Below are 22,131 nucleotides of genomic sequence, written 5' to 3' on the forward strand. Positions count from 1 at the left end.
ATGAGCGCGAACTCGGGGGTGATCGGACCTGCCGCCCCGACGGTCAAGGTGCTGGTGACCGGCGGCGCGGGTGTGGGCAAGTCCTGCTTCCTTCGGGCCGCGCAGCGTGGCCGCGCAACGCTGCCCGGCCAGCCGGGCGCGGTCGGAGAGGTCGGCTACGCAACCCTGTCCTCCGGGGTCACCGTCGTCCTGCATGTGACGCCGGAGCTGCGGCGCTGGTGGTGGGTGTGGGACCACCTCGCCCTCGGCGCCACGAGCGCAGTCGTGCTGGTCGACACCACCCGGCTGCCGGTGTCCTATCCGGCGTTGGACTACCTCGACGCCCGTGCCCTGCCGTACCTAGTCGCGATCAACCGGCCGCTCGGCGGTCCCCGCAACCGCCACGAGATTCGCGATGCCTTACGGGTGAGCGCGCAAGTGCCGGTCCTGACCTGCGACGCCACGGAACCCGCCTCCGTCCTGGCCGTTTTGCACCGCCTGGCCAGCCCTGTCATACCACCCCAGCACCACGTACGGCCCTCGCACCATCCCCTCAGAACGGAAGGACGTCGACTCTCGTGACTCCTCAACCAACCGGCCGCCAGCACCATCGCTGGCGAACGGCGATCGCCTCCATCGTTGCCACCGCCCTGCTCGCTGTCGCCGGCTGTGCCGGGTCGAGCCTCAGCGACGCGGATACCAACGCCGCCGAGATCCGCATCGGCTTGATCGTGCCCAAAACCGGCAACTACAAGGCGATCGGTGATGACCAGGCCGCCGGGTGGCGGCTGGCCCTGGACAAGCTGGGCGGCAAGCTCGGCGGCCGACCCGTGAAGGTGATCGAGGCCGACGAGGGCGACGGCAAGGCCACCGCCCTCGCGTCGGCGCGCAAGCTCATCGAGCAGGACAAAGTCCTCGCCCTCGTCGGCGGGGGGACCGCCGACACCGTGCAGACCTTGTACCCGCTGCTGAACGAGTCCAAGGTGCCGCTGATCGGCATGGGTGGGCGGCCCTCCACCATCGCCGATCCCACCTATCTGTGGTCGACGTCGTGGCTGAGCCAGGAGACCGGCGCGTCGATCGCCGGCTACCTACGCACGACGGTCGGCAACGGCCGGGTGTGGGTGATCGGCCCGGACTACATCGGCGGCCGTGATCAGATCGGCGGCTTCGTCACCGCCTTCCGCAAGGCTGGCGGGCAGCTGGCGAACCCGGATGGAGAGCCGACCTGGACGCCGTGGGCACCGGCGCCGACGACGGAGTTCTCCCCGTACCTGACGAAGATCAAGGAGGCCAAGCCGGCGGCCGTCTACACCTTCTACGCCGGCGCATCCGCGATCGAGTTCGTCAAGCAGTACCGCCAGTACGGCATCACCTCGCCGCTGTACGCCTCGGGCTTCCTGACCGAAGGCGCGCCACTGGCGGCGCTCGGCCCGCAGGCGAAGGGCATCTACACCGCCCTGAACTATTCGCCGACGCTGGACAACGCGGCCAACAGAGACTTCGTAAGCCGGTTCACCGCAGGTAACGACGGGAAGCTGCCGAACGTGTACCACGTCTGCGCGTGGGACGCAGCGCTCGTGTTGGACAGGGCCATCTCGGAAGCACTCGCCGAGCCTGATGCCCCCGCGACCACACCCGCCGGCCCCGGCACCGCATCCGACTCCAGCAGCCCTGCATCCAGCGGCAGCCCGGCTGCCAGCCGCCCGGTTGCGTCGTCTGCCGCCGCGAGTTCGGCGGCCACCGGGCTGACCTCGCAGACGCTGACGGCGGCGTTGCCGCGGGTGGGGCAGGTCGATTCGCCGCGGGGCGCCTGGCAGTTCGGGCCGACGAACCACACCCCTGTGCAGGCGTACTACCTGCGGGAAGTGGCCCAGGACGGGCAGGTGTGGGTCAACCGCACCGTGCAGACGCTTACCACCCTCGGTTCCTGACTCCGAAAGGCATAGACACCATGAGCGCGACGACGACCGGTGCGCAGGCCGGATACATGTTCGACAACGCCACCGACGAGGCCGCCAACCAGCTGCATCACCTCGCTGAGATCCTCGACGCTGGCACTCGCCGGACCCTGTTCGAGCTTGGGGTCGGGCCAGGCTGGAAGGTCACGGACATCGGCGCCGGGGCGGGCACGCTGACGACCTGGCTGGCCGACCAGGTCGCCCCGGACGGGCACGTCACCGCCGTGGACCTCGACCCCCGCTACATCCCCGAGGGTCCCAATGTCACCGTCCGGGCCGGCGACATCCGCGAGATGGAGCTGCCGGCGGGGTCGCAGCAGGCAATCGTCGCCCGGCTGGTGCTGATGCACCTGCCCGAGCGGGAGCAGGTCCTCGCCGACCTGACGCGCGCTCTCGCCCCGGGCGGCGCGATGGTGGTGGCGGACTGGGACTGCACCTGGCGCGACATGATCCGCCGCAGCCCCAGCCCTCGGGCCACCGAGCTGATCGAGCGGTTCCAGGACGCCCTGCTCGCCTACGGGGAGTCTCGCGGGGCGGAGATGGGCTGGGCGCAGCGGGCGCCGGAGGTGATGCTGCGCCTCGGCCTGGTCGACGTCGACAGCCGCATCGAGTCCCGCTCCTGGCGCGGCGGCACCGGCATTTGCCGGCTGCACCACTCCAACTCGATTCAGCGTGAGGCCGAGCTGGTCGCTGCCGGCATGAGCCTTGACGACTTGGCCGAGCTGCGGGAGGTGCTGATGGACCCGCAGCTGATGCTGTCGGGCTACCTGATGCACACCACCATCGGCCGGCGCCTCGCCCCAGCCTGAGCTGACCGACGTCTGGAAGGAGAGTGCCGTGGGCCTGAGTGGGCTCGTCAACCCCTACACGATCACCGCGCTGGACGGAGTCGCGTACGGACTGCTGTTGTTCGTCATCGCGGCCGGACTCACGCTGATCTTCGGCGTGGCCGGCGTGTTCTCGATGGCCCATGGCACCCTCTACCTCGCTGGCGCCTACATCGCCTGGCAGCTCGCTGACGGCGGCTGGGTCGGCCTCGGCCTGGCCCTCGCCGCGGCGGTCTTGATCGGCGCCGTCGGGGGAGCGGGCCTCGCCGCTGCGGTGCGACCCCTCACGGACCGGCCGCTGGACCAGGTGCTCGCCACCCTCGGGGTGGCATACATCGCCGCCGACGGATTCAGCACCGTGTTCGGCGCCGAACCTCGCTCAGTCGACCCACCCCGCGCGCTCGCCGGGTCGGTCAGCCTCGGCGACTACCAGTACCCGGTCTACCGGCTGGGGTTCATCGCGGTCGCCGCCCTGATCGTGGTGCTGCTGATCTGGGTCGTCGAGCGTTCCCGGGCCGGAGCGGTCGTGCGGGCCGTGGTCGCCGACCCCGGCATGGCAGAGGCCACCGGACTACGCACCCGCACGGCCCGGACGGCCGTGCTGGTCGGTGGGGGAGTCCTCGCGGTCACCGCCGGCGTGCTCGGCGCCCAGGTCATCGGCCCGGCCCCCGGCGTGGACACCACGATCCTGGTCTACTCGCTGATCGTCTGCGTCGTCGGCGGCCTCGGCAGCATCCGCGGCGCCCTACTCGCCGCCCTCGGCGTCGGCCAAGTCCTCACGCTCGGCGTCGCTCTCGTCCCCGGCGCCGCAGCGTTTGTCCTTGCCGCCGCGATGCTGGTCGCGCTCACTGTCCGGCACCGTCCTGCATTTGCGGGACGGCCCGCGTGACCACCACCCTTACACCCGTACCCACCAGCGCAACGGCGCAACGGCGACCCGTCAGCCGGGCGGCGCGCCTGGTACCTGTCGCTTCGGGGATCGTCGCGGTGGCGGTGGCGCTGCCGTGGATGGTCAACGCCTACGTCGTCTCGCTCGCCGCCACCGCCTTGGTCATGGCCGTGCTCGCGATGAGCGCGCAGCTGCTGGTCGGGCTGTCCGGGCAACCACCGCTGGGACAGGCCGCGTACCTCGTCGTCGGCGCGTACACCGCCGCTACCCTCGCCACGCTGACCAGTCTTGGCCCGATCCACCTGCTCGCAGCGACCGCTGCCGGTGCCGTCGCCGCGGCCGTGACCGGCCTGGTCGCGGTGCGGGTTCGGGCCACCACCTTCCTGATGGTGACGTTCGGTGTCGGTGAACTCGTGCACGCCGCCGCCGGCCAGTGGGCGCCGGGCGGCAGCGAAGGCACCCACATTCCACCGGTGGTCGCGCTGCCCGGCCTGACACCGATGGTCCGGCCCGGCTGGGTTTACCTGTACGTCCTCGCGTGCACCCTGATCACCGGCGCTGCCGTCATCGTCCTCACCCGCACTCGCTTCGCCCTGCTCCTGCGCGGCATCGCCGCCCACGAGCCCCGCGTGCAAGCCGCCGGCCACCACACCAGCCGGCTTCTGCTCGCCGCCTACACCCTCGCCGGTGCGATCGCTGGCGCGGCCGGCGCGCTGCTCGTTACGGTGACCCGCTACGTCTCGCCCGCTGACGCCGCCATGGGCGTATCCGCCCTCGCCCTCGCCGCCGCGCTGATCGGGTCCGGCAGCATGATCGGCGCCTGCGCCGCCGCGATCCTCCTCGTGGCCGCCCGCGACTGGGCCGGCGGCCTGCTCAGCGGCCACGGCAGCACCCTGCTCGGCCTGAGCTTCCTCGCCCTGGCCTACCTGCCCCGACACCGGCTGGCCGGGCTCTTCAGCCGACGCGACCGGGGGCGGACATGAGCGCACCGCTGCTGCGACTGGACACCGTCAGCCGCGCCTATGGCGCCCGCCGAGCCGTCGACGAAGTCAGCCTCGACCTGCACCCCGGGGCCCGGCACGCGCTCATCGGACCCAACGGCGCCGGCAAGAGCACCCTGCTACACCTGATCGCCGGCACCCTGCGCCCAACGTCGGGGCGCATCCACTACGCCGGATACGACATCCACCGCTGGCCGGCCCACCGCCGCGCCCGCGCCGGCATCGTCCGCACTTGGCAGCATCCCGCTCTCGCCCGCCCGCTGACGGTCGCGCAGAACGTGCTACTCGCCGTGCCCGGGCAGCACCTGGCCGCGCTGCGACTGCCGCCCCGCGCGTCAGCGGCGGCCCTGGACGCCCTGGACCAGGTTGGGCTGGCCGAGCACGCCCAGTGGCCCACCAGCCAACTCTCGTACGGCGACCAACGCCGCCTCGAAGTCGCCGTCGCCCTGGCCGCCCAGCCCCGACTGCTCCTGCTCGACGAACCCTCCGCCGGCCTCGCCACCACCGAGGTCACCCGCCTCGCCGAGCTGATCCGCGCGCTGCCCACCGACATCGCCGTTCTGCTGGTCGACCACAACCTCGACTTCGTCACCGCGGTCGCCGACACCGTCACCGTCCTGCATCACGGCCAACACCTCACCACCGGCACCCCCAGCGACGTGCGCACCCACCCGGAGGTGCGCCGCGTGTACCTCGCCGAGGCAGACCCCGCCAAACACGTGCCCACAACGCCGGGGGCCACCGACCCGCCCGCAGCTGCGCCGCCGGTCCTGCGGGTGCGCAACTTGCGCGCTGGGCATCACGGCGCGCCTGTGCTCACCGGCGTCACCATCGATGTGCAGGCCGGGAGGGTGAGCGCCGTTGTCGGCCGCAACGGTGCCGGCAAGACCACCCTGATCAACACCATCGCTGGCCTGCACCCCGCCCTGTCGGGCACCGAGATCCTTCTGCACGACCGGCTGGTGACTGGCCTTTCTGCCCGCCGCCGCTGCCGCGCCGGCATCGGCCTCGTTCCGCAAGGACGCCGCCTGTTCGTCGGCCTCACCGTCGCCGAGCACCTCGCGCTCCCCCGACCGCATCCCGGCCGCCCCCGCACCGTCACCGCCCGGCAGATCCTCGACCTGTTTCCCGCGCTGGGCGAGCGCCGTCACCACCGGCCTCACCAACTCTCCGGCGGCGAACAGCAAATGCTCGCCTTGGCCCGCGCCCTGCTCGCCGGGCCGCAGGTTCTGCTGCTCGATGAACCCTCCGAGGGCCTCGCCCCCGCGATCGTCGGCCAGCTCGCCGCGATCATCACTGGCCTCGCGGCGACCGGCAGCGCTGTCCTTCTCGCCGAGCAGAACCTCGCCCTCGCCCTCGACATCGCGCACGACGTCGCCGTCCTCGACCGGGGCACCATCGCCCTGCACGCCCCCGCAGCAGACCTGCGTGCCGATCCCGCCCGCCTGCACGACGTGCTTGCCGTTCCTACGGAATCCCCACGATGACGACCACCGCCACCCTCCGCAGCCCGGCGAGGCGACTTCCGCACCCCGCGTACGCCCCTGCACCTGGCGGATCCGGCCCCACCAGGTGCAGGGCTGCCTCCCGCGCATCCATCGCGGGCGACGGTCGGTGGTTGGCGTCGCCGACCCGAACGGCGCCGCCGACCACCCACCCACCGTCAAGCAGGCAGAGGCGGTGACATCGTGAACGAAGACGACACCGGCCTCTGGCTGCTCACCGACCTGGCCCGCTGCACGACCTGCGAGCAGTACCTCCAGCCCTATGCCGCCGCCCCGTGTCGCCGGTTCTACGTCTGCTTCTGCCATGAGGGCCTGTACGACGCGCAGCACCTGGAAGCACTCGTCGTCGGCTTCGCCGCCGCCTACGACCGGCGCACCGCAACAACCCGGCCACTCATCACCTACCAGCGATGGCAGGAGTCCACCCGAGCCGACCTACGCCAACATCTGATCCGGCTTGTCGAGCAGGCCCTCGTCCATGGCCCCGAGTCCGTCGAGCTGCGTTGGACCCACAGCGGCACCAGCGTTCTCGCGAACCAGGGTTGAATCTAGGAGAAACCGATGACGTCCACCCAGCAGCAAAACCAGATAAGCAGCAGCACGCCGCCCGTAGACCTCACGAAGGTGTTCGACCCGATCGCGACACGTGAATTCGCGCGTATCGGAGTCCGAACCGGGCAGCGAGCTCTCGATGTCGGCGCTGGAGCTGGTTCGCTCACGCGTTACCTCGCCGGCCTGGTCGGATCGTCGGGTCGCGTCGTCGCCCTAGACGACGACGCGAAACTGCTCGACCCCACCGCGATCGTCCACGTCTACGAACGCGACCTGCGCCACGGGCTGCAACTACCCACCGAAGCCGCGCCGTTCGACCTGATCAATGCGCGCTGCGCGCTGGCGCCGCTTGCCAACCGAACCGACCTGCTCGACGAGATGATCTCCCTTATGAAGCCGGGCGGATGGCTGGTCCTCGGCGACATCGTCTACGCCCAGATGTGGGTGCACCGCGCTCCCTCCCCCGAAGACGCGGAACTACTCGCCACCGTTGTGCACCGCGTTTTGGACGTTGTCGCCAGCCAGGGCGTCGACCTGCACTGGGGCGACAGGGCAGCCTCCCTGCTGCTGCACGCCGGAATGAACCACGTGCACGCCCGCACCACCGCCCGCACCTGGACCGGCGGCGGACCCGGCTGCCAGCTCTACGCCGACCACGTCCACCACCTGGCTGACCAACTCCTCGGCGACGGTGCGACGGAAGAGGACCTGAACCGCTTCGCCGAGCTGATGGCCGACCCGATGGTGGTGCTGCGCTCCTACCAGTTCACCTCCACCATCGCCCAAAGCCCCGCCCACTAGCGCGCCGAACCAGAACGGAACCCATCGGCTGGCTGCCACTTCACGCCCACCGACGTGAGCAGCACGTGACCGGCGGCTCGCGCCTAGCCGCACAGTCCCCGCCGGCCCTTCGACGAGCGCAAGGGAACAACCATGCACCTCACGATGCCCCGGGCACCGCAACCGGCGCGAGCGCTCCACCAGATGCCCGCTCGGAGGGCAATCGACCACGCCGCCGCGCGGCAGACACTGGGTCACCTCCATGACGCCTACCAGTGGGCGGTCTACGCCCACACGCTCGCCGACCGCACCAATCACCCTGCAGAGCGCCTTGACGCGGCGGCAATGCTGGCACCCCTGGCCGCGCTGACCGGACACGCCGACCAGGCCGTCACCACCTACCGCCACCTGGTCGACCTCGCCACCGCCGAACTCGGCCACAGCCACGAGCGGACCCTGTACGCCCGAGCCGGCATGGCCGAGGCACACCACCGCGTCGGCCGCTGCGAAAAGGCAATCCGAGACCTCGCAGACGTCTACACCACTGCCACACAACGGCACGGACCCGAAGCGCCAGTCAGCTTGAAAGCGCTCACACAACTCGCGTGCCTCTACCGCGACTGCGGATGGCGCGACCTCGCCCATCGCTGCATCAGCGTCGCCACGACCACCGCCGCACGCTACCTGCCCAGAGGCGATCCACATCGCACCCGCATCGCGGACATCGATGCCACGCCCGCCAGTGAAAACCACCGCGCCGTCTGCACCCAGGCAAGACCCTCATGGCCAGCACTGTCTGGCGTGTCAACCGCGAGATCCACCTGATCAGGAGAGGAATACGCCATGCCGTCGCGGAGCACGCAGGCTAGCCCATGGACGCCTGCGTTCGTTGCCGACGCGGTCGCCGCGACGCTCAAGCGTGCCGTCGAGCACGACCTACACCAGGCGATCAGCGAGGTGGCCCGCGAGCGCGGCCTATCATCCGCCACCATCGACGAGTGGGTGGCGCGAGCCCGCTCGGTGCCAGCCGCCCCCGTCCCGCCGGGACTGGTGACCTGCCATGACTGCGATCACCCGATGATCCTGGTGCAGCTGCCCGGGGGCCCGCCGGTCTACCTGTGCATGCCCGCCTGCGGGCGCGCACCCGTGCCAGCGCAAGCGCTGCGCGACGCGGTCGCCCAAGCAGTGCTGCACCGCGCCCCCACCTCGTACCTCCCGGCAAGATTCATTACGCTGCCGCATACGCACCCGGTGGCATCCACCGCGTCGCGGTCGGCGCCGGGCACACCGACCTGCACGTCACGTGGCGATCCGAGCCCCGACAGCTCGTCGGACCCCGAATGTCCATGGCACAACGCCTCACCTACGCCCGGACCCGCGTCGAACACGGCGACCATGCGCGCGCGATCGAAGCTCTGCAAACCGGCCTGCTGCACACCGATCCCACCGACGACCTGCCCGCCCTGGATGTCGCCACCGCAAACGCCGCCGCCCTGCTCGCGGAACTCACCCTCACCAACGACGACCCCAGCGCCGCGCTGCCCTGGGCCCGGTGGGCTTGCCGTTCCTTGCGACGCCTGCGCGGCGGCACATCACCGGAGGCACGTGCCGCCCTCAAGGTCCTGGCCACCGTGTACCGCCGCACCGGCAAACTCCCCGAAGCGGCCGACTGCTACCGCGATCTCATCCGCCACCACACCCTCGCTGACGGTCCCCGGGCATTGCCCACCCTCGCTGCCCAAGCGATCCTCGCCCTCGTCCTCTATCAAGACGGGCGCTGCGTCCAAGCGCGCCAACTCCTCGCCCGGGCCACCGCCGAGCACCGCGCCGCGTACCCGGGTCACCGCGATGGCCCGCGCCTGCGCCAAGAACTAACCCGCATGCGTGCCACCTGCGTCGATCAACGCCACGGCCACCCGGACGGAGTCGACGACCCGCCACACCTCGCGGCGGCATTCACCGATGGGAGCTCAAACCATGATTCCTAGCACTAGCCGCGCTGATCAGAACAACGGCACCGACACGCCGACCGGCGGACAGCAGTGGCGCACAGCGGCGCAGACAACACTCACGCGATTACTGACCGACCAACTCGAGCGGGTCAACGTCAGCACCGGGCACCGAGTCTTAGACCTCACCGGCGCCGCCGACATCGCGCACGTGTCCCGTCTGGTCGGCGCGAGCGGACAAGTCACCGCCGTCGACGCTTCAACCGGAACGGATTCACCTGCTGATCCACGCGGCTACGACATCGTGCTCGCCCACCGTCAGCCAGACCACCTCGACGCGCTCGCACCGGTGATCGCGCTGCTCCGCTCCGGGGGCTGGCTCATCCTCGCCGGCACCATCGTCGCCCCGCCGGTCGTCTACACCGCTGTCCCGGGTGGCACCACAATCATCGACAAGGTTATCCGGGCGATCAACGCCCTTACCGGTTCGCCGGCAGCCTGTCCATCGACCGACGCCACCATTCGGCTGCTCGTCGCCCTGGGCATGGACCAGGTGTGCGCCACCAAGCATACCGAGACCAGCCGCGGCGGCGGACCCGTATGTGTCTTGTACCGCCACGCCGCCCGGCACCTGCGGGATCAGCTCACCGGCACCGTCGGGTTCACCAACGCCGAACTCGACCAGTTCGACCTACTCATGCAGGACCCGGGAGTCCTGCTACGCGTCGGCAGCAACGTCACCCTTCACGCCCGCATGGCCACCTGATGCTGACTGCCCCGCAGCCGGCAACCCCGCGTGCCTATCGGCCTAACGCAGGGTCGCGACCACCATCGGTTCGCCCGCCAATGTCTCCGACCAGCCGATCCAAGAGACGCCCGTCGCGACCGACCCGTCGCTTAGTGACCGCAGCCCTCGTTCTGTGCGGCAGGCCAATCTGACCAGGCAGTGAGAAATTGCGCTCGGACCATGGGTCGATGGCGGGCAAGCGGCGTCGCATCTACACGACGCTGCTCGCGGATCCCACGCGGACACGGACAGTGCGTGAGCTCGCCGCCACGGTGGATACCCCTTCTGAGGGCACCATTCGCCCTTCAGAGAGCACCGTCCGCGACACCTTCAACGTGCTGCTCGCCGACGGACACCTGCGGCAGGTGCCACACCGGCGATCCCTGACGGCCATGCTCACCGACCGCGGCCGACAGGCACTGACCAACCTGCTCAGCAGTGCCACCTAGCGCCTACAAGCCGACCAAACAGACCGAGCGACGTCCATGCGCATACGTCCTGCCAACCGACCACACCGACGCCGGGTCGCCTCACCGCCGAAGCGTGCCGGCGCCAGCCCTCTGACCACTTACCTATCCAGCGAGGAATCACCGCCGCGATGCCCATGTCCCGAACAACTACTCTCGCCCACCTGGTGATTGCGAGCGCTCTCGGAGTCCTGCTCACTGCCTGCCAATCAAGCACCCCCACCGGCGAAACCGGCTCGCACCCTGCGTCCGCATCACCACAGCAGCAGAGCACCACGATGCCTGCAACGGCCGCCACCGATCCCGGCCTCACCCCGCACCAACGCCTGATGACACTGGCCTCGAGCGTCGCCAGCACCCCCGCCGATGCCTCCACCGGCCTGCCGTACACCTATCTGCACACTCAGTCGTGGACCCGCGCTACCAACGTGATTACACGCTCTGATGTGCGTCGCTGGCGCCGCGACTCCGACAGCTCCGGCCGCGAGTTGACACGCCGCCTGCGCGATGTGCCTGGCCTCACCCACCGCCCGACACCGGCTGGGCGGAGTAGTTTCCCGGCAGCACCAAAGAAGACCACCCGATACCTGGCGGGCGAACTGCAGCCGTATCTGGCGGAACCGCTGCCCGTCGATGCCACCACGCTCGCCGGCTCCCTAGCACCACGCGAGCTGGCCAACGAGCCTGCCTACCCTCGCATGCTCGTCCACGGCGTCATCGGCCTCGCCACTAGCCAATATCTCAGCCAGGAGCAGCGCGCGGAGACTCTGCGCGTCCTGGCCGGCGTGCCGAACATCTCCTTCGAAGGCGAGCAGACAGACCTGGCCGGACGGGCCGGCCTTGGCTTCAGCGTGACTGCCGACGGCTCCACAACGCAGCTCATCCTCAACCCTGGCACCGGTGAAGTCCTCTCTGCCCATGAACAGGTGACCGGCGCTAGGGCGGGCCTCTTCTCCCTCGTGCTGATCCTCGAACGCGGCCGCGCCGCCACCGACACCAGCACACCTTCCTCACGACCCTGACCTAACCGGCTCGTCGGGTGGGGGAGGCATGAATTGAGCGCGCAAGATCGGCGGGGACACGGATGTGCCACCTGCGGCGTGGATCCCGCGTCCATCCCCTTAGTCACTTCTCCGTTGCCTGGAGTGACCAAGCTGCGAGCGTCAAGGGCGATGGCGTACCTCATGTGGCGGCGTGGTCACACTAGGCCGCCAACTCTCGCGCCGAGTCCGCAGGCGATTGCCTTTCGTTACGTCGGTGAGTCCCAGTGCGCGGTAAGTGACGAAAACGACTCTTTGCAGTTGATAATGGTCTACACGCGGTCATATGTTCCAACCATGAGAGAGACGGGAGAGGGGGTTCAGTGATGCGCAAGGGCGTTGAGTGGGACTAAGGTTGGCTTCACCTGTTAATGTGGACGATCTGCTGCAGAGAGGGCTCGGGTTGATGAATACGGGGGAATGATTGATGTCATCCCGGCGACGCGGGCATGCGCTGGTACTGCTGACGATCACAGTCTTTGCGGTGGCGCTCTCAAGCGTTCTGTGGGCGACGATGAACCTAAGTCAACCGACACCGTATTATTTGGTGTACCCAATCATGGGCACGGCCGTGATGGCGGTCGGTGCCGTCTTTTCGGCGCCTGTGCCGCCCCGTATACCTTTTCGGATCACGCTGACGCCGACCGCGACGCTGTTGTGCGCATCAGTCTTGCCTGTGCCGTGGGTAGTTATCTGCGCAGCTGTCGGCGTCAGCGTGGCCCGAATTCTCACACGATACCCACGTTCCGCTGGTGTGCATAAGGCTATCCACAACGTCAGCATGGATGTCGTAGCCGCCGCGCTGGCCGCCGTAACTATGCACGCTTTCGGTATACGCCCGAGATTTGAGGACTCGGGGCTGGCAACTTCCCGGTGGCAACTCTATGTACTCGGATTCCTTGTCGCAGGGATCGCGGTGCTAGCTCTACAGGAAATAGTCACGACGGCCGCAGCGACGCTGGCTACTGGACGTCCCGTCCTGACGGTTCTGCGCTACATGTGGCGTACACGACTGATCGTGGGGTTAGCCGAAGTCGGCACGGCAGGCTTGGTTTCGGTTCTCACCAGCCTTGATATGCGGGCTTTGATAGCTTTGCCTGCCGCGATGTTAGTCCTGCACCTGGTGCTGACACATCGCCTTCGGATCCGTGAGGAACGGCGCGCTTGGGAGCACCTCGCTGTGCTGAGCGATGCCTTGGCCAGCCGGGACATCGATGTCGTGATCCGGACCGCGGCTGCCGGGGCCGTGAAGCTCTTCGGTGCTCAGGCTGCGGACATCGAGATTGCCGGCGGCGGCCGGTTGGTACGTGCCGATCGCGACGCGGCGGTGGTGTTCGACGGTCCAGCGGAAGAAGTCCCTGTGTACGCCGCTGGCGCCCCGCTACCGATCGCGCACGAGATTGGTGCCAAGACGATTGGACTGCAGGGCACGTTGAGACTGTACCTTCGGGGTCCTCGCGACAGGTTGTCCGCTCGCGAGCGCTCGACTCTGCGGGCGTTTTCGGCGACGCTGTCGACGAGCCTGGACATCGCGCATGCGTACGCCTTGGTGAGGCACGAGGCGCATCATGACCGCGACACCGGCATGCCGAACCGGGCGACGCTGCTCACCCGGGTTGCTGAGAAGGCTTCGGACACCTGTCACGTGGTGGCAATCCGGCTAGAGAACTATGAGTTCCTGGCTGACGCGGTCGGTCGCGATAAGGCTCTCGTCCTGCTGAACGAGCTGGCGACACGGCTCAGCCGCACATCGAGAGACGCGGCGGAGGTCGCCCGGGTTGGCGACGCGGAGTTCGCACTCGTGATGTGGGCTACGACAGGGATGAGCGCCTACCAGCGGGCGTGCTACGCCGTGGCAACCCTGCGCCGACCCATCCACGTCGGAGGCTCGCTGCTAGCGGTCCGGGTGAGCGCAGGCATGACCTCGGGCGCCCCCGACGAAGCCGCCAATCTACTCGACGCGGCGGAGCGGGTGATGTGGTGGGCCATCCGTCGAGGCCAAGACCGTTTGGTCACGTATCAGGCTGGCCCGATCCAGAGCGTTCCGCTCGCACGAGAGCTCGACGACGCACGCATGTCGATCTCCTTCGAACCTATCGTTGATATCGCCCGCGGCAGCATCACGATGGTTCAGTCCGTGCCCCGTTGGCTGTACTCGCGCTATGACGTGCTCGCCGCCGACGGGTACGCGTACCAACTCCTTGACGACCAAGACGCGTTGGAGGGTCTCGCGGGAACCGTGCTGACCCGATCGATAGCCGCCGCCGCGACCTGGCGGAACGCGCTCCCGGACGCTGCGCTGGTCGTGCCGATCCCCGCTCGCGCCGTGACACCCCGGTTCGTCGATCGGTTGCGAGAGGCGCTGCAGGGCAGCCTGGCGGGCTCCTCGCTCGTGCTCGCACTAGGCCAGCCAGCGGATCTACCTCCCGGCGATGCCTCGGAGCAACTCCGTGATTTGGGTGTCCGACTGCTGTTAGAGGACTACGGCAGTAGCACACGGAGCATTGAGTCGCTGAACGCGGCACCGTGGCACTTTCTGCGAGTGCACCCGGCCTACGCGCTGGACGCGGGTTGGCGCCCCGCGCGGTCGGTAATCCGCGCGGCCGTTGACCTAGCGATCGATCTCGACCTAGCAGTCATCGCACCGGGCATCGCCAGCGACGAGGAGCGACGCGAACTAGCTGCTCTCGGTTGCGCCCTCGGAAGCGGCCCGCATTTCGGCGGCGAGATGTTCCCGTCCCAGATCAGGGACCACGCGACCCTCTGGCGGCCGTCAGGTTTGGACGCCGCTGGAGCGCAGGTCCTGCCGCTCCGTCTACGCCGCGCCGGCCCAGCCGTTTCGAGTCACAGCCCTGTTCAGCGGGGTGATCGGGAAACTATCGAAGGCCGTGGACCCAGGTTCCTCGGGCCGCGAGCCGTAGGCCACCGGGCTCCAGCGAGCGAGTTCCGCAGCGACGAGGGGGGAGTCATGTAGCGCAAGTCCCACCAGCGCCAGGCGGCGGGCCTCCGCGCGAATGTCGTATGCGGCAAGCCGTCGCTGAGGTAACGGTGGAACATCGTCCGAGGGTGACTCTGTTTGATGGCGCCGTAGGGCCACCGCCACCTGAGCCGCCTCAACCACCGCAGCCGTACCGGTGGCATCTAATTGATAGCGCTGGGCACGCTGGGCCGCGCTGTCGTGTACCTGCCGCGAGTACCACGGACGCAGCAACCGCAATGCCTCGTGCACCTCAACGACCCGCCGGTATCGCTGGCGGCTGCCGCCAATTTCTACCGGGACCCTTTCAGCAGTAGTGGTGGTAATGATCGCGGCCTCGGGCATGCCCGCTCGTAGGGTCATCCACAGCTGGTTGACCTGCCAGTCCGTTCGACGATCGGTCCACCAACTCGTTGGCCACCACAGCCGCTGGGTACGGATCGAGTTGGCGGTGCCGGAGGTCATTGTCCGGCTCGCGAGCGTCGCAGCGTTGGACAGCCGCTGGAAGAGCAGGTCTGCTGCCAGCTCGGCTTCAGCCTCAACGGCTGCGTCGACCTCGGCATGCAGGGCGTCGCCACCGTGGTTGAGGACAAGGTGAGCCAGCTCGTGCAGGATGCCTTGCGTCCGAGGCAGCATCGGTAGGGCCGAGTCAACAATGATGACGTCTGCGTGCTCGAGCTTGATGAGAAACGCAGAGGGGAGGTCCATACCGAGGCGTTCGCCGCGAAGGTGGATCGGGCGGCCACGGCCGTGGGCGATAGCCTCGCACCAGGCATCGACGGTGTATGGAGCGGGCGGAGGCGGCAGCCCGGCATTCCGCAGGCGCCGTGCGATGCGGCCGCGTGCCCAAATCATGTGGGCCTCCTGGCAATACAATCAGTATGTGACCAGAGCCCCAGCGACGGTCGCCGGCGATGTGAAGACGGCCGTCCAATGCTCAGGTGAAGCCGCTGAGCGCGACGGTCTGCGGGGACAACGTACTGGGAAGGAGCGCGGCTCCCTCTGTGCCACGTGTGGTGCTGTTGCAGGTCGCTGGCAGGAGTGTCGGCCAGGATCGGCAGTGGCCCCGAAGTCTGCTGCTCCGAGGCCACTGACGCCAGCTCGCTTCGACGCAGGGGTGCCGCGTGACGGCATCCGCCGAGGCATGTGCCCCGCGGGTTTCTGCCTGGCGCAGGCTCTCCGGCGCGCATCGCGCATCCCCCCGATCCCGCTTCTAGATGCGCTGCCCGTCTCCGATCCGGCATCGCCGGTTCCGCCAGGTGTCGAAACAACGGACACCTGTTGCAACACTATGGTTGTCCGATACCGTGTCACTGCCACAGCAGTGGCCGTGCCTAAGCAAGCTTTGCACCGGGCGGTACGGCTCCGCAACTGTTGTGGTCGAAAATTCACCTTGCCCACGATAGTGGCGCGTCGACGAGCTGGGGAGTGACCATGACGGACTCTGGGGGTGGACCAGGGTCGCACCCTTCGGCTGGGCCAGGGTCTGGACGCTCCACGTTCGCGGGCCGGCTCCAAGCTCTGTTCGACGAACGCCTGAAGAAGGACACGGAGAAGAAGTTCACGCCGGAGGAGGTCTCCGCCGCCACAGGCCTGTCGGTGTCCTATCTGAACTATCTCTTGAGCGGTGAGCGGGACAACCCCACCATGAAGAACATCCAGCGTCTGGCTGACTTCTGGGGGGTTAGTCCGAGCTACTTCTTCGACTCGGCCGAGCCTGCGGACCATGCTTCGGCTCCCGAGGCGGACCCTGACCTCGCTCAGATCACAGTCCTGGCGCGAAACCTACCTCCCGGCATGCCAAGGGCTACCTTGCGGGCGATTGTTGAGCAGGTTGCCGCTTTGGAGGCGCGGCGGAACCCCCCGCCGCGTCGCGGCGGTCGACCCGGTTCCACCTGACACGCCTGAACTAAACGGCAAGGCTCCTGGTCGGCGTGGACGCGCCGTCGGTCAAGCCAGCACAAGGAATATCGGCATCGAGATGACCAGGCCCGCGCCGGTGCCAGCCAACACCTGAGCAGGCGTGTGGTCGCGCAGCCGGATGCGGGACCAGCCGATAAGGGCAACAACCGGGACAGCGAAAAGCAGCAGCGGTGGACCAAACACGCTTACCAGCACGGCGGCCGAACCAGCGGCGACTGCTGCGTGCACGCTGATCTTCCAGACAAGGTTGACCGCGGTCAAGGTCAGTCCGATGGCGAACGTCGCGACGACCAAGGCCGTCAACGGACGGGGCGCGCCGAAGCCAATCAATACCGCAAGTCCGCCCAGGACCGACAACAAACCCCACACCATTGGTGCTCGGCGCTGCTCTCTGAGCCCGACGTGCCGGTCGGTGAGCTGACCTCGACGGACACCGAGCCAGACGACGCCCCTCGGAAAAACCGAGCAGAACAGCGCAGCCATCAGGCCCCAGGCGAGTCCGAGGCGAGCGGGAGCTGCACTTTGGATCCCGATGACGATCGGCATAGCACCCGTGAGAACGGTCGGAGCGAACACCTCTGTCGCTACGCGCGCCACTCTGTCGGTGAGGTTGGGGCGCTGGGGCAGGTCGATCGTTACGTTCAAGGAGTACGCCTCTCCGTGGACGCGCCCTCATCTCAGCGGGGCGGGCGAGCTGCGATTCGCCCCGTTTGGCGATGCTTTAGGACACTCGTTTGTGGAAGTTCCATGGCTGCAAGCGGTAGAGGGGGTGCCTCCGGAGCGTGTTGGTGGCTATGCTGCCCCCTTAGCGTCTCGCCACTATTGTGGTCGGCTCTTGAGCGTAGTCACTGAGCGGCCACTTAGTGGGGCCGGGGCGCTGCTCGGCGCGCGGTGTGCCTCGGCGCGCCCGCCTCAGGAGGTGAAGGTATGTGGCGGCGGCAAGAGCGCCGGGCTGAGTGGTTGCTCCGTCGGGTGGCGGTTGAGCTGCCCGTGCCGTTGACGGTCCAGTCCTTGATCGCGGCACTGGAGGCTGCACGAGACCGGCCGATCCAGCTGGTCGCGATGACATCTCAGACCTCGACCCTGCCGTGCGGCCTGTGGGTGGCGACGCCCGAAACGGACTACGTCCTCTACAGCAGGGCGACGTCGATGGTCTTGGAGGTGCAGACCCTCCTGCACGAGCTCATGCATATGGCACTGGATCACATAGGCAGTCCTGTAATAGACGGGGCCGGCGAGGTCATGGCTGAAGTGTTCAGCGTCGAGGGCGTCGACTCTGTCATGGCTCGATCGCCAAGGACCTATGACCAGCAGCAGGAGCGAGACGCTGAGGTGGTCGCGACATACCTCGGGGCGCGGTTGGATGGCCTAGGGGATGTTGTCAACGTCGCTGGCCTTCACGAAGACGCCGCCGCAGTGGTGTACCGCATCGCTGCGGCTTTGACGGACTAAACGGGGCCCAACATGCTGGTGGCGATCGGTCATATAGTCACAGCGGTGCTCGCTATGGCGGCGTTTCTGATCAAGCTCGGAGCGCTGAGGCGAGACCCTGATGATCCCAAAATCCAGGCGAGCGTGGCAATCTGCCTTGGCTGCGCAGTGGCCGTCATCGTGGGCTGGGAGCCGGTGTATGCCGCAGTCGATCAGGCCACCGGTATACCGAACGTCACGAAGGTCCTGGAGAACGGCTCCGTTCTGGTAGTGGCTGCTGCGGTGCAGATCTTGTTTTTATACCTCGGTGACCCGGAGAAGGCCCCGCGCCGGCTCCGGGTCCGGTTGGTGCTGCTTACCGCCGTACTTTGTCTGATGGTAGCCATGTTTGCGGCGGCCGACGTCCCTGTCTCCGAACCTCTGCATTTCGCGGAGAGGTATGCGGAACTGCCGGAAATCGGCGTTTATATGCTGGGCTATTTGATTTTCCTAGCTGTGGCAATTGGCGACATTTTGCGAATGTCGATCCGCTACGCGAAGTTCGCCGAGCGACGGCTGCGTGTGAGTATGAGGCTGCTCGCGATTGGCGCCACTTTCGGTGCCGGATACGTAGTGCACAAAGGTCTCTTCATTGCCTTGAAGCTACGAGGCATCGAGCCCCCGTGGTCTGAACCGATCGTGTCGCAGGCGCTAATCACGTTAGCCTTGCCGCTAGTGTGTATCAGTCTCGTATTTTCATCCGCATGGAAATTCGCTGATGCGGTGCGAGCGCTGCCCCGACGACGTCGCCTGTATCGGCGACTGCATCCACTGTGGTACGTCCTTTTCCAGGCAACGCCTACTATCGCGCTTGACCCTCCTCGTAGACCCGAGCGGGCCAGAGGTGTACTGCTGAGCGCCGGGCAGCACTTATATCGGCGATGTGTAGAGATTGCCGACGGCCTACAAGCGCTCGGCCCGCTGGACGCAGGAGTCATTGCTGAGGCGAAGCGAAGTGCGGCAGGCGCCGGCTACAGCTTCGACCGGGCTGCGGCGGCTGGCGAGGCGGCGGCAATTCTAGCCGCCATGCGGAGGCTCAATTCACCGGCAAAAGCCGGACCGGAACTGCAGGATGAGCCCGGTCTGGAGCCGCAGGAATCGCTTATTTCACATCCGGATATTGAGGCCGATGCGCAGCGGCTGGCCTTAGTGTCCGACGCGCTCGACGAGCTGCTGGCAAGGGATTCCAATAGCGCGGCGGCAGTGCCCGCGAATCGAAAGTAGGAGAAATCTTGACTGACCAGCGGACAGCTGCCGGCAGCGTCGACTTCGGTCGCGCCACCGTCGCCCGTATCTACGACTACCTTCTCGGTGGTGAGAGGAACTTTCCCGCTGATCGGGCGGCCGCGCATCAGCTCCTGCAGGCCGTCCCAGAGGCTCGGGATATTGCCTGGTCGAATCGCCTGTTCCTGCGCCGCGCCGTCCATGTGCTCGCCGAGACCGGCATCCGTCAATTCCTCGACCTAGGCTCGGGCATTCCTACTCAAGGTAACGTTCACGAGGTCGCGCAAGCAATCGCTCCAGACAGCCGGGTGCTCTACGTCGACATCGACCCCGTCGCGGTCGTCGCATCCAACGAAATCTTGATGGGCGGCCCGCACCGCGCGCTGGAAGGCGATTTCACGCAGCCTGAGCTTCTACTGGACACCCTCACCGACAGTGACCTTGCAACGGTGATTGACCTGAACAGGCCGGTCGCAGTGCTCTACTGCGCGGTGCTCCAGCAAGTGCCCGACAATCGGATAGATGCCGTTATCGCACCCATCCGAGACCGGCTTGCTCCCGGAAGCGCGATGGTCATTTCGCACCTGAGCGCCGCAGACGTAACCGACGCCTATGACGAGACAACCGTCTCCACGGCAAAGAGTGTGTTCAGAGCGCAGGCGGCCACCGAAATTACACTCCGAACGGACGCACAGCTCGGCGCTCTGTTTGGTGACTTCACCATCATGGCCCCCGGACTGGTGCCACTCAGCGATTGGCGTCCAGAGTTGAGTGGGCCTGACCCCTACGCCACCGCACCGACTCGGTCGCCGATGCACGGAGCCGTCGCTACGCGCTGACGTCTGACCGCCGGAAGCGCCGGCGCTGACCAGCCAGGTACCGGTACTGGTCGAGATGCCTCCGTCGGACCGAAGCCGTCCGGTCGATGACGTAGTGACGAGGGAGCCGCGACCAGCGGGGATTTGAGGCCTGGCGCTCTCCCGTCCCTCGTCGACGCAATGAGCTAGGCCAGGTGTCGGTGGCTTCGGTCATAATCGCCTTCATGAGTCATGGTTCGGGATGCCCCAACTGCGGGCAGCTCAACAGCCGGCGACCGTTACCTGCCATCTACGCGGCTGGGATACGAGTGGCGCGGACCCGCACCACGTATGGCGCCCGCAGCTTCGTAGCGGTTGGGCGCAGCGTCACGGTGTCGGCGAGCACGTTGTCGCATCAGGTTCGACCGCCTGCGCAGCCGAGGTCGTCTCGGCTGCCGTGGGCGGTGTCCGCGGTGTGTGCGGTCCTGCTGTTCTTCCTCGCCTTCGGCGCCACAGCGGCCTCTGCGGACGAGAGGGCGGCAGCCGGCTTTGTTATGAGCTTGCTTGCGATGGTGGGTGTACCTGCGACGGTGCTTGCTGTCGTTCGGGGCCGGCTAGAGCGTTCCCGGGGGCCTTACAGTCGCCGGGCGTCTGCGGTCTGGGGTGAAGGATCTCTCTGCCAAAGCTGCCTTCAGGTGCTACTGCCTGTGCCGGGTGCGGCAAAGGAGGCGGTTGTGCCGGTCGGTGGGTTGCATCGAGCGCTGGCGGAGATCGCGGCTGGGCGGTGGCCGCTTGCGCACCGGACCGCGGCACCGTCCTGACGCTCAGATGGCCCGGCTCCAGAGGTCGCGCAGCGGGGCCCATGTTGAACCTAGGCCCTCAGTCCAGTAGGCCAGGAAGACTCCGGCGATTGGCTTGTTGGCATCGCTCCACCAGATTGCTGCGATGCTTTGTCCGGCTTGCGGGCCGGAAGGAACCTTGTATGCGTACTCGATGTAATAGGCGTCGTGCGAGCTGGTGCTGCGGGTAGTGGGTGGGGTGGCGCCGGGAGTGAGTCGTGGGGCGTTGGCGGCCTGGGCGGCGTATCTCGCCTGCGCGGCGTCTCGGTCGGCGATCGTGCGGTAGGAGATCCAGTAGGTGGTGACGATGCCGGCAGCGCAACGGGTGCGGCTCTGCTCTCCGGTGCCGGCCTGAGGGCCGCCGGTGCTGGTGTCGGCGATGCAATCGCTCACTTCGCCCAGCCAGGGGGCCGCGAACTCAGCAACCACCGGTGACAGGAACCGGCCCTTATTCACGACGGCTTGGCGCTGAGTAAAGAGATCGCCACGGGTTGTCGGATGCTCAGGATGAGCTGTGGCCGGAGTCTGCGGCTGCGGTGAACCGGTCCATAGCCCGCGACCCAGAGTGATGACAACAGCTACGAGAACCGCGAGGGCGGCGGCTACAGCAAGTACCGGCCGTCGCAACCCTCGCCTGGTTTCGGACTCGAGTGTCGCGTTTGCTGACGTGTGCGAGCGTGCGCTTGCTGCGGCGACGCCACCAATGCTATCGGCTCCTGGTGGAGGCGTCGGTGTCAGGGCTGGCGCCCGGCCAGGCGCGTCAGCCGGCACGTCATCCTGTGCTGTCGGCCAGATCGCCTGGTCCGGGCGCTGCTCTGTCACTGGTTACCCTCCTGAATCGCGTGGACGCTCGGATACGGAAGTTCGGTGTTCCCGGCGGTCAGTCGGTTCGTCGGCGACGACCGGCTGCGACCAAACCGATGCCGGCGACCAGGGCCGTTGCCCCGATTCCGACGATCGGGGCAACGGCCGAGCCCGTAACGGGCAGCGACGGACCAGACGGCCCGTCAGCGGAGTTCGTGTCTCTCCCCGGTTTGTCATACCGCGCCGTCGAGTCTTCGCCGTCGGTCGGGCCCGTCGATGGCGCAGGAGAGCTGCGGGTCGGTTTGGGTGCCGGCGGCGACTTCGTTGGCGGCTTGCTCGGCTCGGGCCCGGGGGGTGGTG

General features: G+C 67.6%; 20 protein-coding genes and 1 pseudogene. 18 read left to right on the forward strand and 3 right to left on the reverse strand.

From position 1 onward, the window contains the following. The 14 genes and pseudogenes from DLJ59_RS07540 to DLJ59_RS37275 form a co-directional block, all read left to right on the forward strand. On the forward strand, positions 1-561 hold the full coding sequence (locus DLJ59_RS07540) for a hypothetical protein (RefSeq protein WP_244235887.1): 561 nt from the start codon (positions 1-3) through the stop codon (positions 559-561). Continuing rightward, complete coding sequence (locus DLJ59_RS07545; protein WP_124771785.1) at positions 558-1,913, forward strand: ABC transporter substrate-binding protein; 1,356 nt, start codon at positions 558-560, stop codon at positions 1,911-1,913. The genes DLJ59_RS07540 and DLJ59_RS07545 overlap by 4 nt, the downstream gene beginning before the upstream one ends. Before the next feature lie 20 nt (positions 1,914-1,933). Then, the gene (locus DLJ59_RS07550) at positions 1,934-2,749 is read left to right on the forward strand and encodes a class I SAM-dependent methyltransferase (protein WP_124771786.1); all 816 of its coding nucleotides are present in this window, start codon (positions 1,934-1,936) and stop codon (positions 2,747-2,749) included. Between the two features lie 28 nt (positions 2,750-2,777). After that, complete coding sequence (locus tag DLJ59_RS07555; protein WP_124771787.1) at positions 2,778-3,656, forward strand: branched-chain amino acid ABC transporter permease; 879 nt, start codon at positions 2,778-2,780, stop codon at positions 3,654-3,656. Further along, positions 3,653-4,639 (forward strand): branched-chain amino acid ABC transporter permease, encoded by a 987-nt coding sequence (locus tag DLJ59_RS07560; RefSeq protein WP_244235888.1) that lies wholly within the window; start codon positions 3,653-3,655, stop codon positions 4,637-4,639. Before DLJ59_RS07555 ends, DLJ59_RS07560 begins: the two co-directional genes overlap by 4 nt. After that, positions 4,636-6,144: an ATP-binding cassette domain-containing protein gene (locus DLJ59_RS07565; RefSeq protein WP_124771788.1), complete on the forward strand. Its 1,509-nt coding sequence runs from the start codon at positions 4,636-4,638 to the stop codon at positions 6,142-6,144. The genes DLJ59_RS07560 and DLJ59_RS07565 overlap by 4 nt, the downstream gene beginning before the upstream one ends. Positions 6,145-6,345: 201 nt before the next feature. Beyond that, positions 6,346-6,708 carry a hypothetical protein gene (locus DLJ59_RS07570; RefSeq protein WP_124771789.1) on the forward strand — a complete coding sequence of 121 codons (363 nt, stop codon included), beginning with the start codon at positions 6,346-6,348 and terminating at the stop codon, positions 6,706-6,708. A gap of 15 nt (positions 6,709-6,723) precedes the next feature. Continuing rightward, positions 6,724-7,515 (forward strand): methyltransferase domain-containing protein, encoded by a 792-nt coding sequence (locus DLJ59_RS07575; protein ID WP_124771790.1) that lies wholly within the window; start codon positions 6,724-6,726, stop codon positions 7,513-7,515. Between the two features lie 132 nt (positions 7,516-7,647). Then, the gene (locus tag DLJ59_RS07580; RefSeq protein ID WP_124771791.1) at positions 7,648-8,319 is read left to right on the forward strand and encodes a hypothetical protein; all 672 of its coding nucleotides are present in this window, start codon (positions 7,648-7,650) and stop codon (positions 8,317-8,319) included. A gap of 521 nt (positions 8,320-8,840) precedes the next feature. Then, positions 8,841-9,482, forward strand: coding sequence for a tetratricopeptide repeat protein (locus DLJ59_RS07585; RefSeq protein WP_124771792.1), 642 nt, complete (start codon positions 8,841-8,843; stop codon positions 9,480-9,482). Then, complete coding sequence (locus DLJ59_RS07590) at positions 9,472-10,209, forward strand: class I SAM-dependent methyltransferase (protein ID WP_124771793.1); 738 nt, start codon at positions 9,472-9,474, stop codon at positions 10,207-10,209. Before DLJ59_RS07585 ends, DLJ59_RS07590 begins: the two co-directional genes overlap by 11 nt. A 209-nt stretch (positions 10,210-10,418) precedes the next feature. Next, positions 10,419-10,679 (forward strand): hypothetical protein, encoded by a 261-nt coding sequence (locus DLJ59_RS07595; RefSeq protein ID WP_124771794.1) that lies wholly within the window; start codon positions 10,419-10,421, stop codon positions 10,677-10,679. A gap of 296 nt (positions 10,680-10,975) precedes the next feature. Then, on the forward strand, positions 10,976-11,719 hold the full coding sequence (locus DLJ59_RS07600) for a hypothetical protein (RefSeq protein WP_244235889.1): 744 nt from the start codon (positions 10,976-10,978) through the stop codon (positions 11,717-11,719). Positions 11,720-12,842: 1,123 nt separating this feature from the next. After that, positions 12,843-14,444, forward strand: a pseudogene (locus DLJ59_RS37275) (EAL domain-containing protein); the annotation flags it as partial. Positions 14,445-14,552: 108 nt separating this feature from the next. Here the strand turns inward: DLJ59_RS37275 and DLJ59_RS37280 are convergent. After that, complete coding sequence (locus DLJ59_RS37280) at positions 14,553-15,569, reverse strand: DUF6545 domain-containing protein (protein ID WP_124771796.1); 1,017 nt, start codon at positions 15,567-15,569, stop codon at positions 14,553-14,555. Between the two features lie 579 nt (positions 15,570-16,148). Between DLJ59_RS37280 and DLJ59_RS07615 the strand changes: the two genes are divergently transcribed. After that, positions 16,149-16,613, forward strand: coding sequence for a helix-turn-helix domain-containing protein (locus tag DLJ59_RS07615; RefSeq protein WP_124771797.1), 465 nt, complete (start codon positions 16,149-16,151; stop codon positions 16,611-16,613). Between the two features lie 51 nt (positions 16,614-16,664). Here DLJ59_RS07615 and DLJ59_RS07620 read toward each other — a convergent pair whose 3' ends face one another. Next, positions 16,665-17,120, reverse strand: a complete 456-nt coding sequence (locus DLJ59_RS07620) for a hypothetical protein (protein ID WP_425271399.1) — start codon at positions 17,118-17,120, stop codon at positions 16,665-16,667. A gap of 528 nt (positions 17,121-17,648) precedes the next feature. On the opposite strand from DLJ59_RS07620, the gene DLJ59_RS07630 reads away from it, so the two are divergent. From DLJ59_RS07630 to DLJ59_RS07640, 3 genes are read left to right on the forward strand one after another with little or no spacing between them, the layout of a single operon-like run. Further along, entirely contained in the window at positions 17,649-18,089 is a 441-nt protein-coding gene (locus tag DLJ59_RS07630; RefSeq protein WP_124771799.1) for a hypothetical protein, read from the forward strand. Between the two features lie 12 nt (positions 18,090-18,101). Beyond that, positions 18,102-19,331 carry an MAB_1171c family putative transporter gene (locus DLJ59_RS07635; RefSeq protein ID WP_124771800.1) on the forward strand — a complete coding sequence of 410 codons (1,230 nt, stop codon included), beginning with the start codon at positions 18,102-18,104 and terminating at the stop codon, positions 19,329-19,331. 8 nt (positions 19,332-19,339) lie between these two features. Beyond that, positions 19,340-20,170 (forward strand): SAM-dependent methyltransferase, encoded by an 831-nt coding sequence (locus DLJ59_RS07640; protein WP_124771801.1) that lies wholly within the window; start codon positions 19,340-19,342, stop codon positions 20,168-20,170. Positions 20,171-20,952: 782 nt separating this feature from the next. Here DLJ59_RS07640 and DLJ59_RS07645 read toward each other — a convergent pair. Beyond that, complete coding sequence (locus DLJ59_RS07645) at positions 20,953-21,423, reverse strand: hypothetical protein (RefSeq protein ID WP_244235891.1); 471 nt, start codon at positions 21,421-21,423, stop codon at positions 20,953-20,955. Between the last annotated feature and the right edge of the window lie 708 nt (positions 21,424-22,131).

It is taken from the genome of Micromonospora inaquosa (genome assembly GCF_003857055.1).
In the GTDB taxonomy this organism is placed as follows: Bacteria; Actinomycetota; Actinomycetes; order Mycobacteriales; family Micromonosporaceae; genus Micromonospora; species Micromonospora inaquosa.

Excerpts from the sequence above, each read along its gene's own strand:
- DLJ59_RS07540 (WP_244235887.1), top strand. The coding sequence starts at position 1 with ATGAGCGCGAACTCGGGGGTGATCGGACCTGCCGCCCCGACGGTCAAG.
- DLJ59_RS07550 (WP_124771786.1), top strand. The coding sequence starts at position 1,934 with ATGAGCGCGACGACGACCGGTGCGCAGGCCGGATACATGTTCGACAAC.
- DLJ59_RS07565 (WP_124771788.1), top strand. The coding sequence starts at position 4,636 with ATGAGCGCACCGCTGCTGCGACTGGACACCGTCAGCCGCGCCTATGGC.
- DLJ59_RS07575 (WP_124771790.1), top strand. The coding sequence starts at position 6,724 with ATGACGTCCACCCAGCAGCAAAACCAGATAAGCAGCAGCACGCCGCCC.
- DLJ59_RS07580 (WP_124771791.1), top strand. The coding sequence starts at position 7,648 with ATGCACCTCACGATGCCCCGGGCACCGCAACCGGCGCGAGCGCTCCAC.
- DLJ59_RS07585 (WP_124771792.1), top strand. The coding sequence starts at position 8,841 with ATGGCACAACGCCTCACCTACGCCCGGACCCGCGTCGAACACGGCGAC.
- DLJ59_RS07590 (WP_124771793.1), top strand. The coding sequence starts at position 9,472 with ATGATTCCTAGCACTAGCCGCGCTGATCAGAACAACGGCACCGACACG.
- DLJ59_RS07595 (WP_124771794.1), top strand. The coding sequence starts at position 10,419 with ATGGCGGGCAAGCGGCGTCGCATCTACACGACGCTGCTCGCGGATCCC.
- DLJ59_RS07600 (WP_244235889.1), top strand. The coding sequence starts at position 10,976 with ATGCCTGCAACGGCCGCCACCGATCCCGGCCTCACCCCGCACCAACGC.
- DLJ59_RS37280 (WP_124771796.1), bottom strand. The coding sequence starts at position 15,569 with ATGATTTGGGCACGCGGCCGCATCGCACGGCGCCTGCGGAATGCCGGG.
- DLJ59_RS07615 (WP_124771797.1), top strand. The coding sequence starts at position 16,149 with ATGACGGACTCTGGGGGTGGACCAGGGTCGCACCCTTCGGCTGGGCCA.
- DLJ59_RS07620 (WP_425271399.1), bottom strand. The coding sequence starts at position 17,120 with ATGGCTGCGCTGTTCTGCTCGGTTTTTCCGAGGGGCGTCGTCTGGCTC.
- DLJ59_RS07635 (WP_124771800.1), top strand. The coding sequence starts at position 18,102 with ATGCTGGTGGCGATCGGTCATATAGTCACAGCGGTGCTCGCTATGGCG.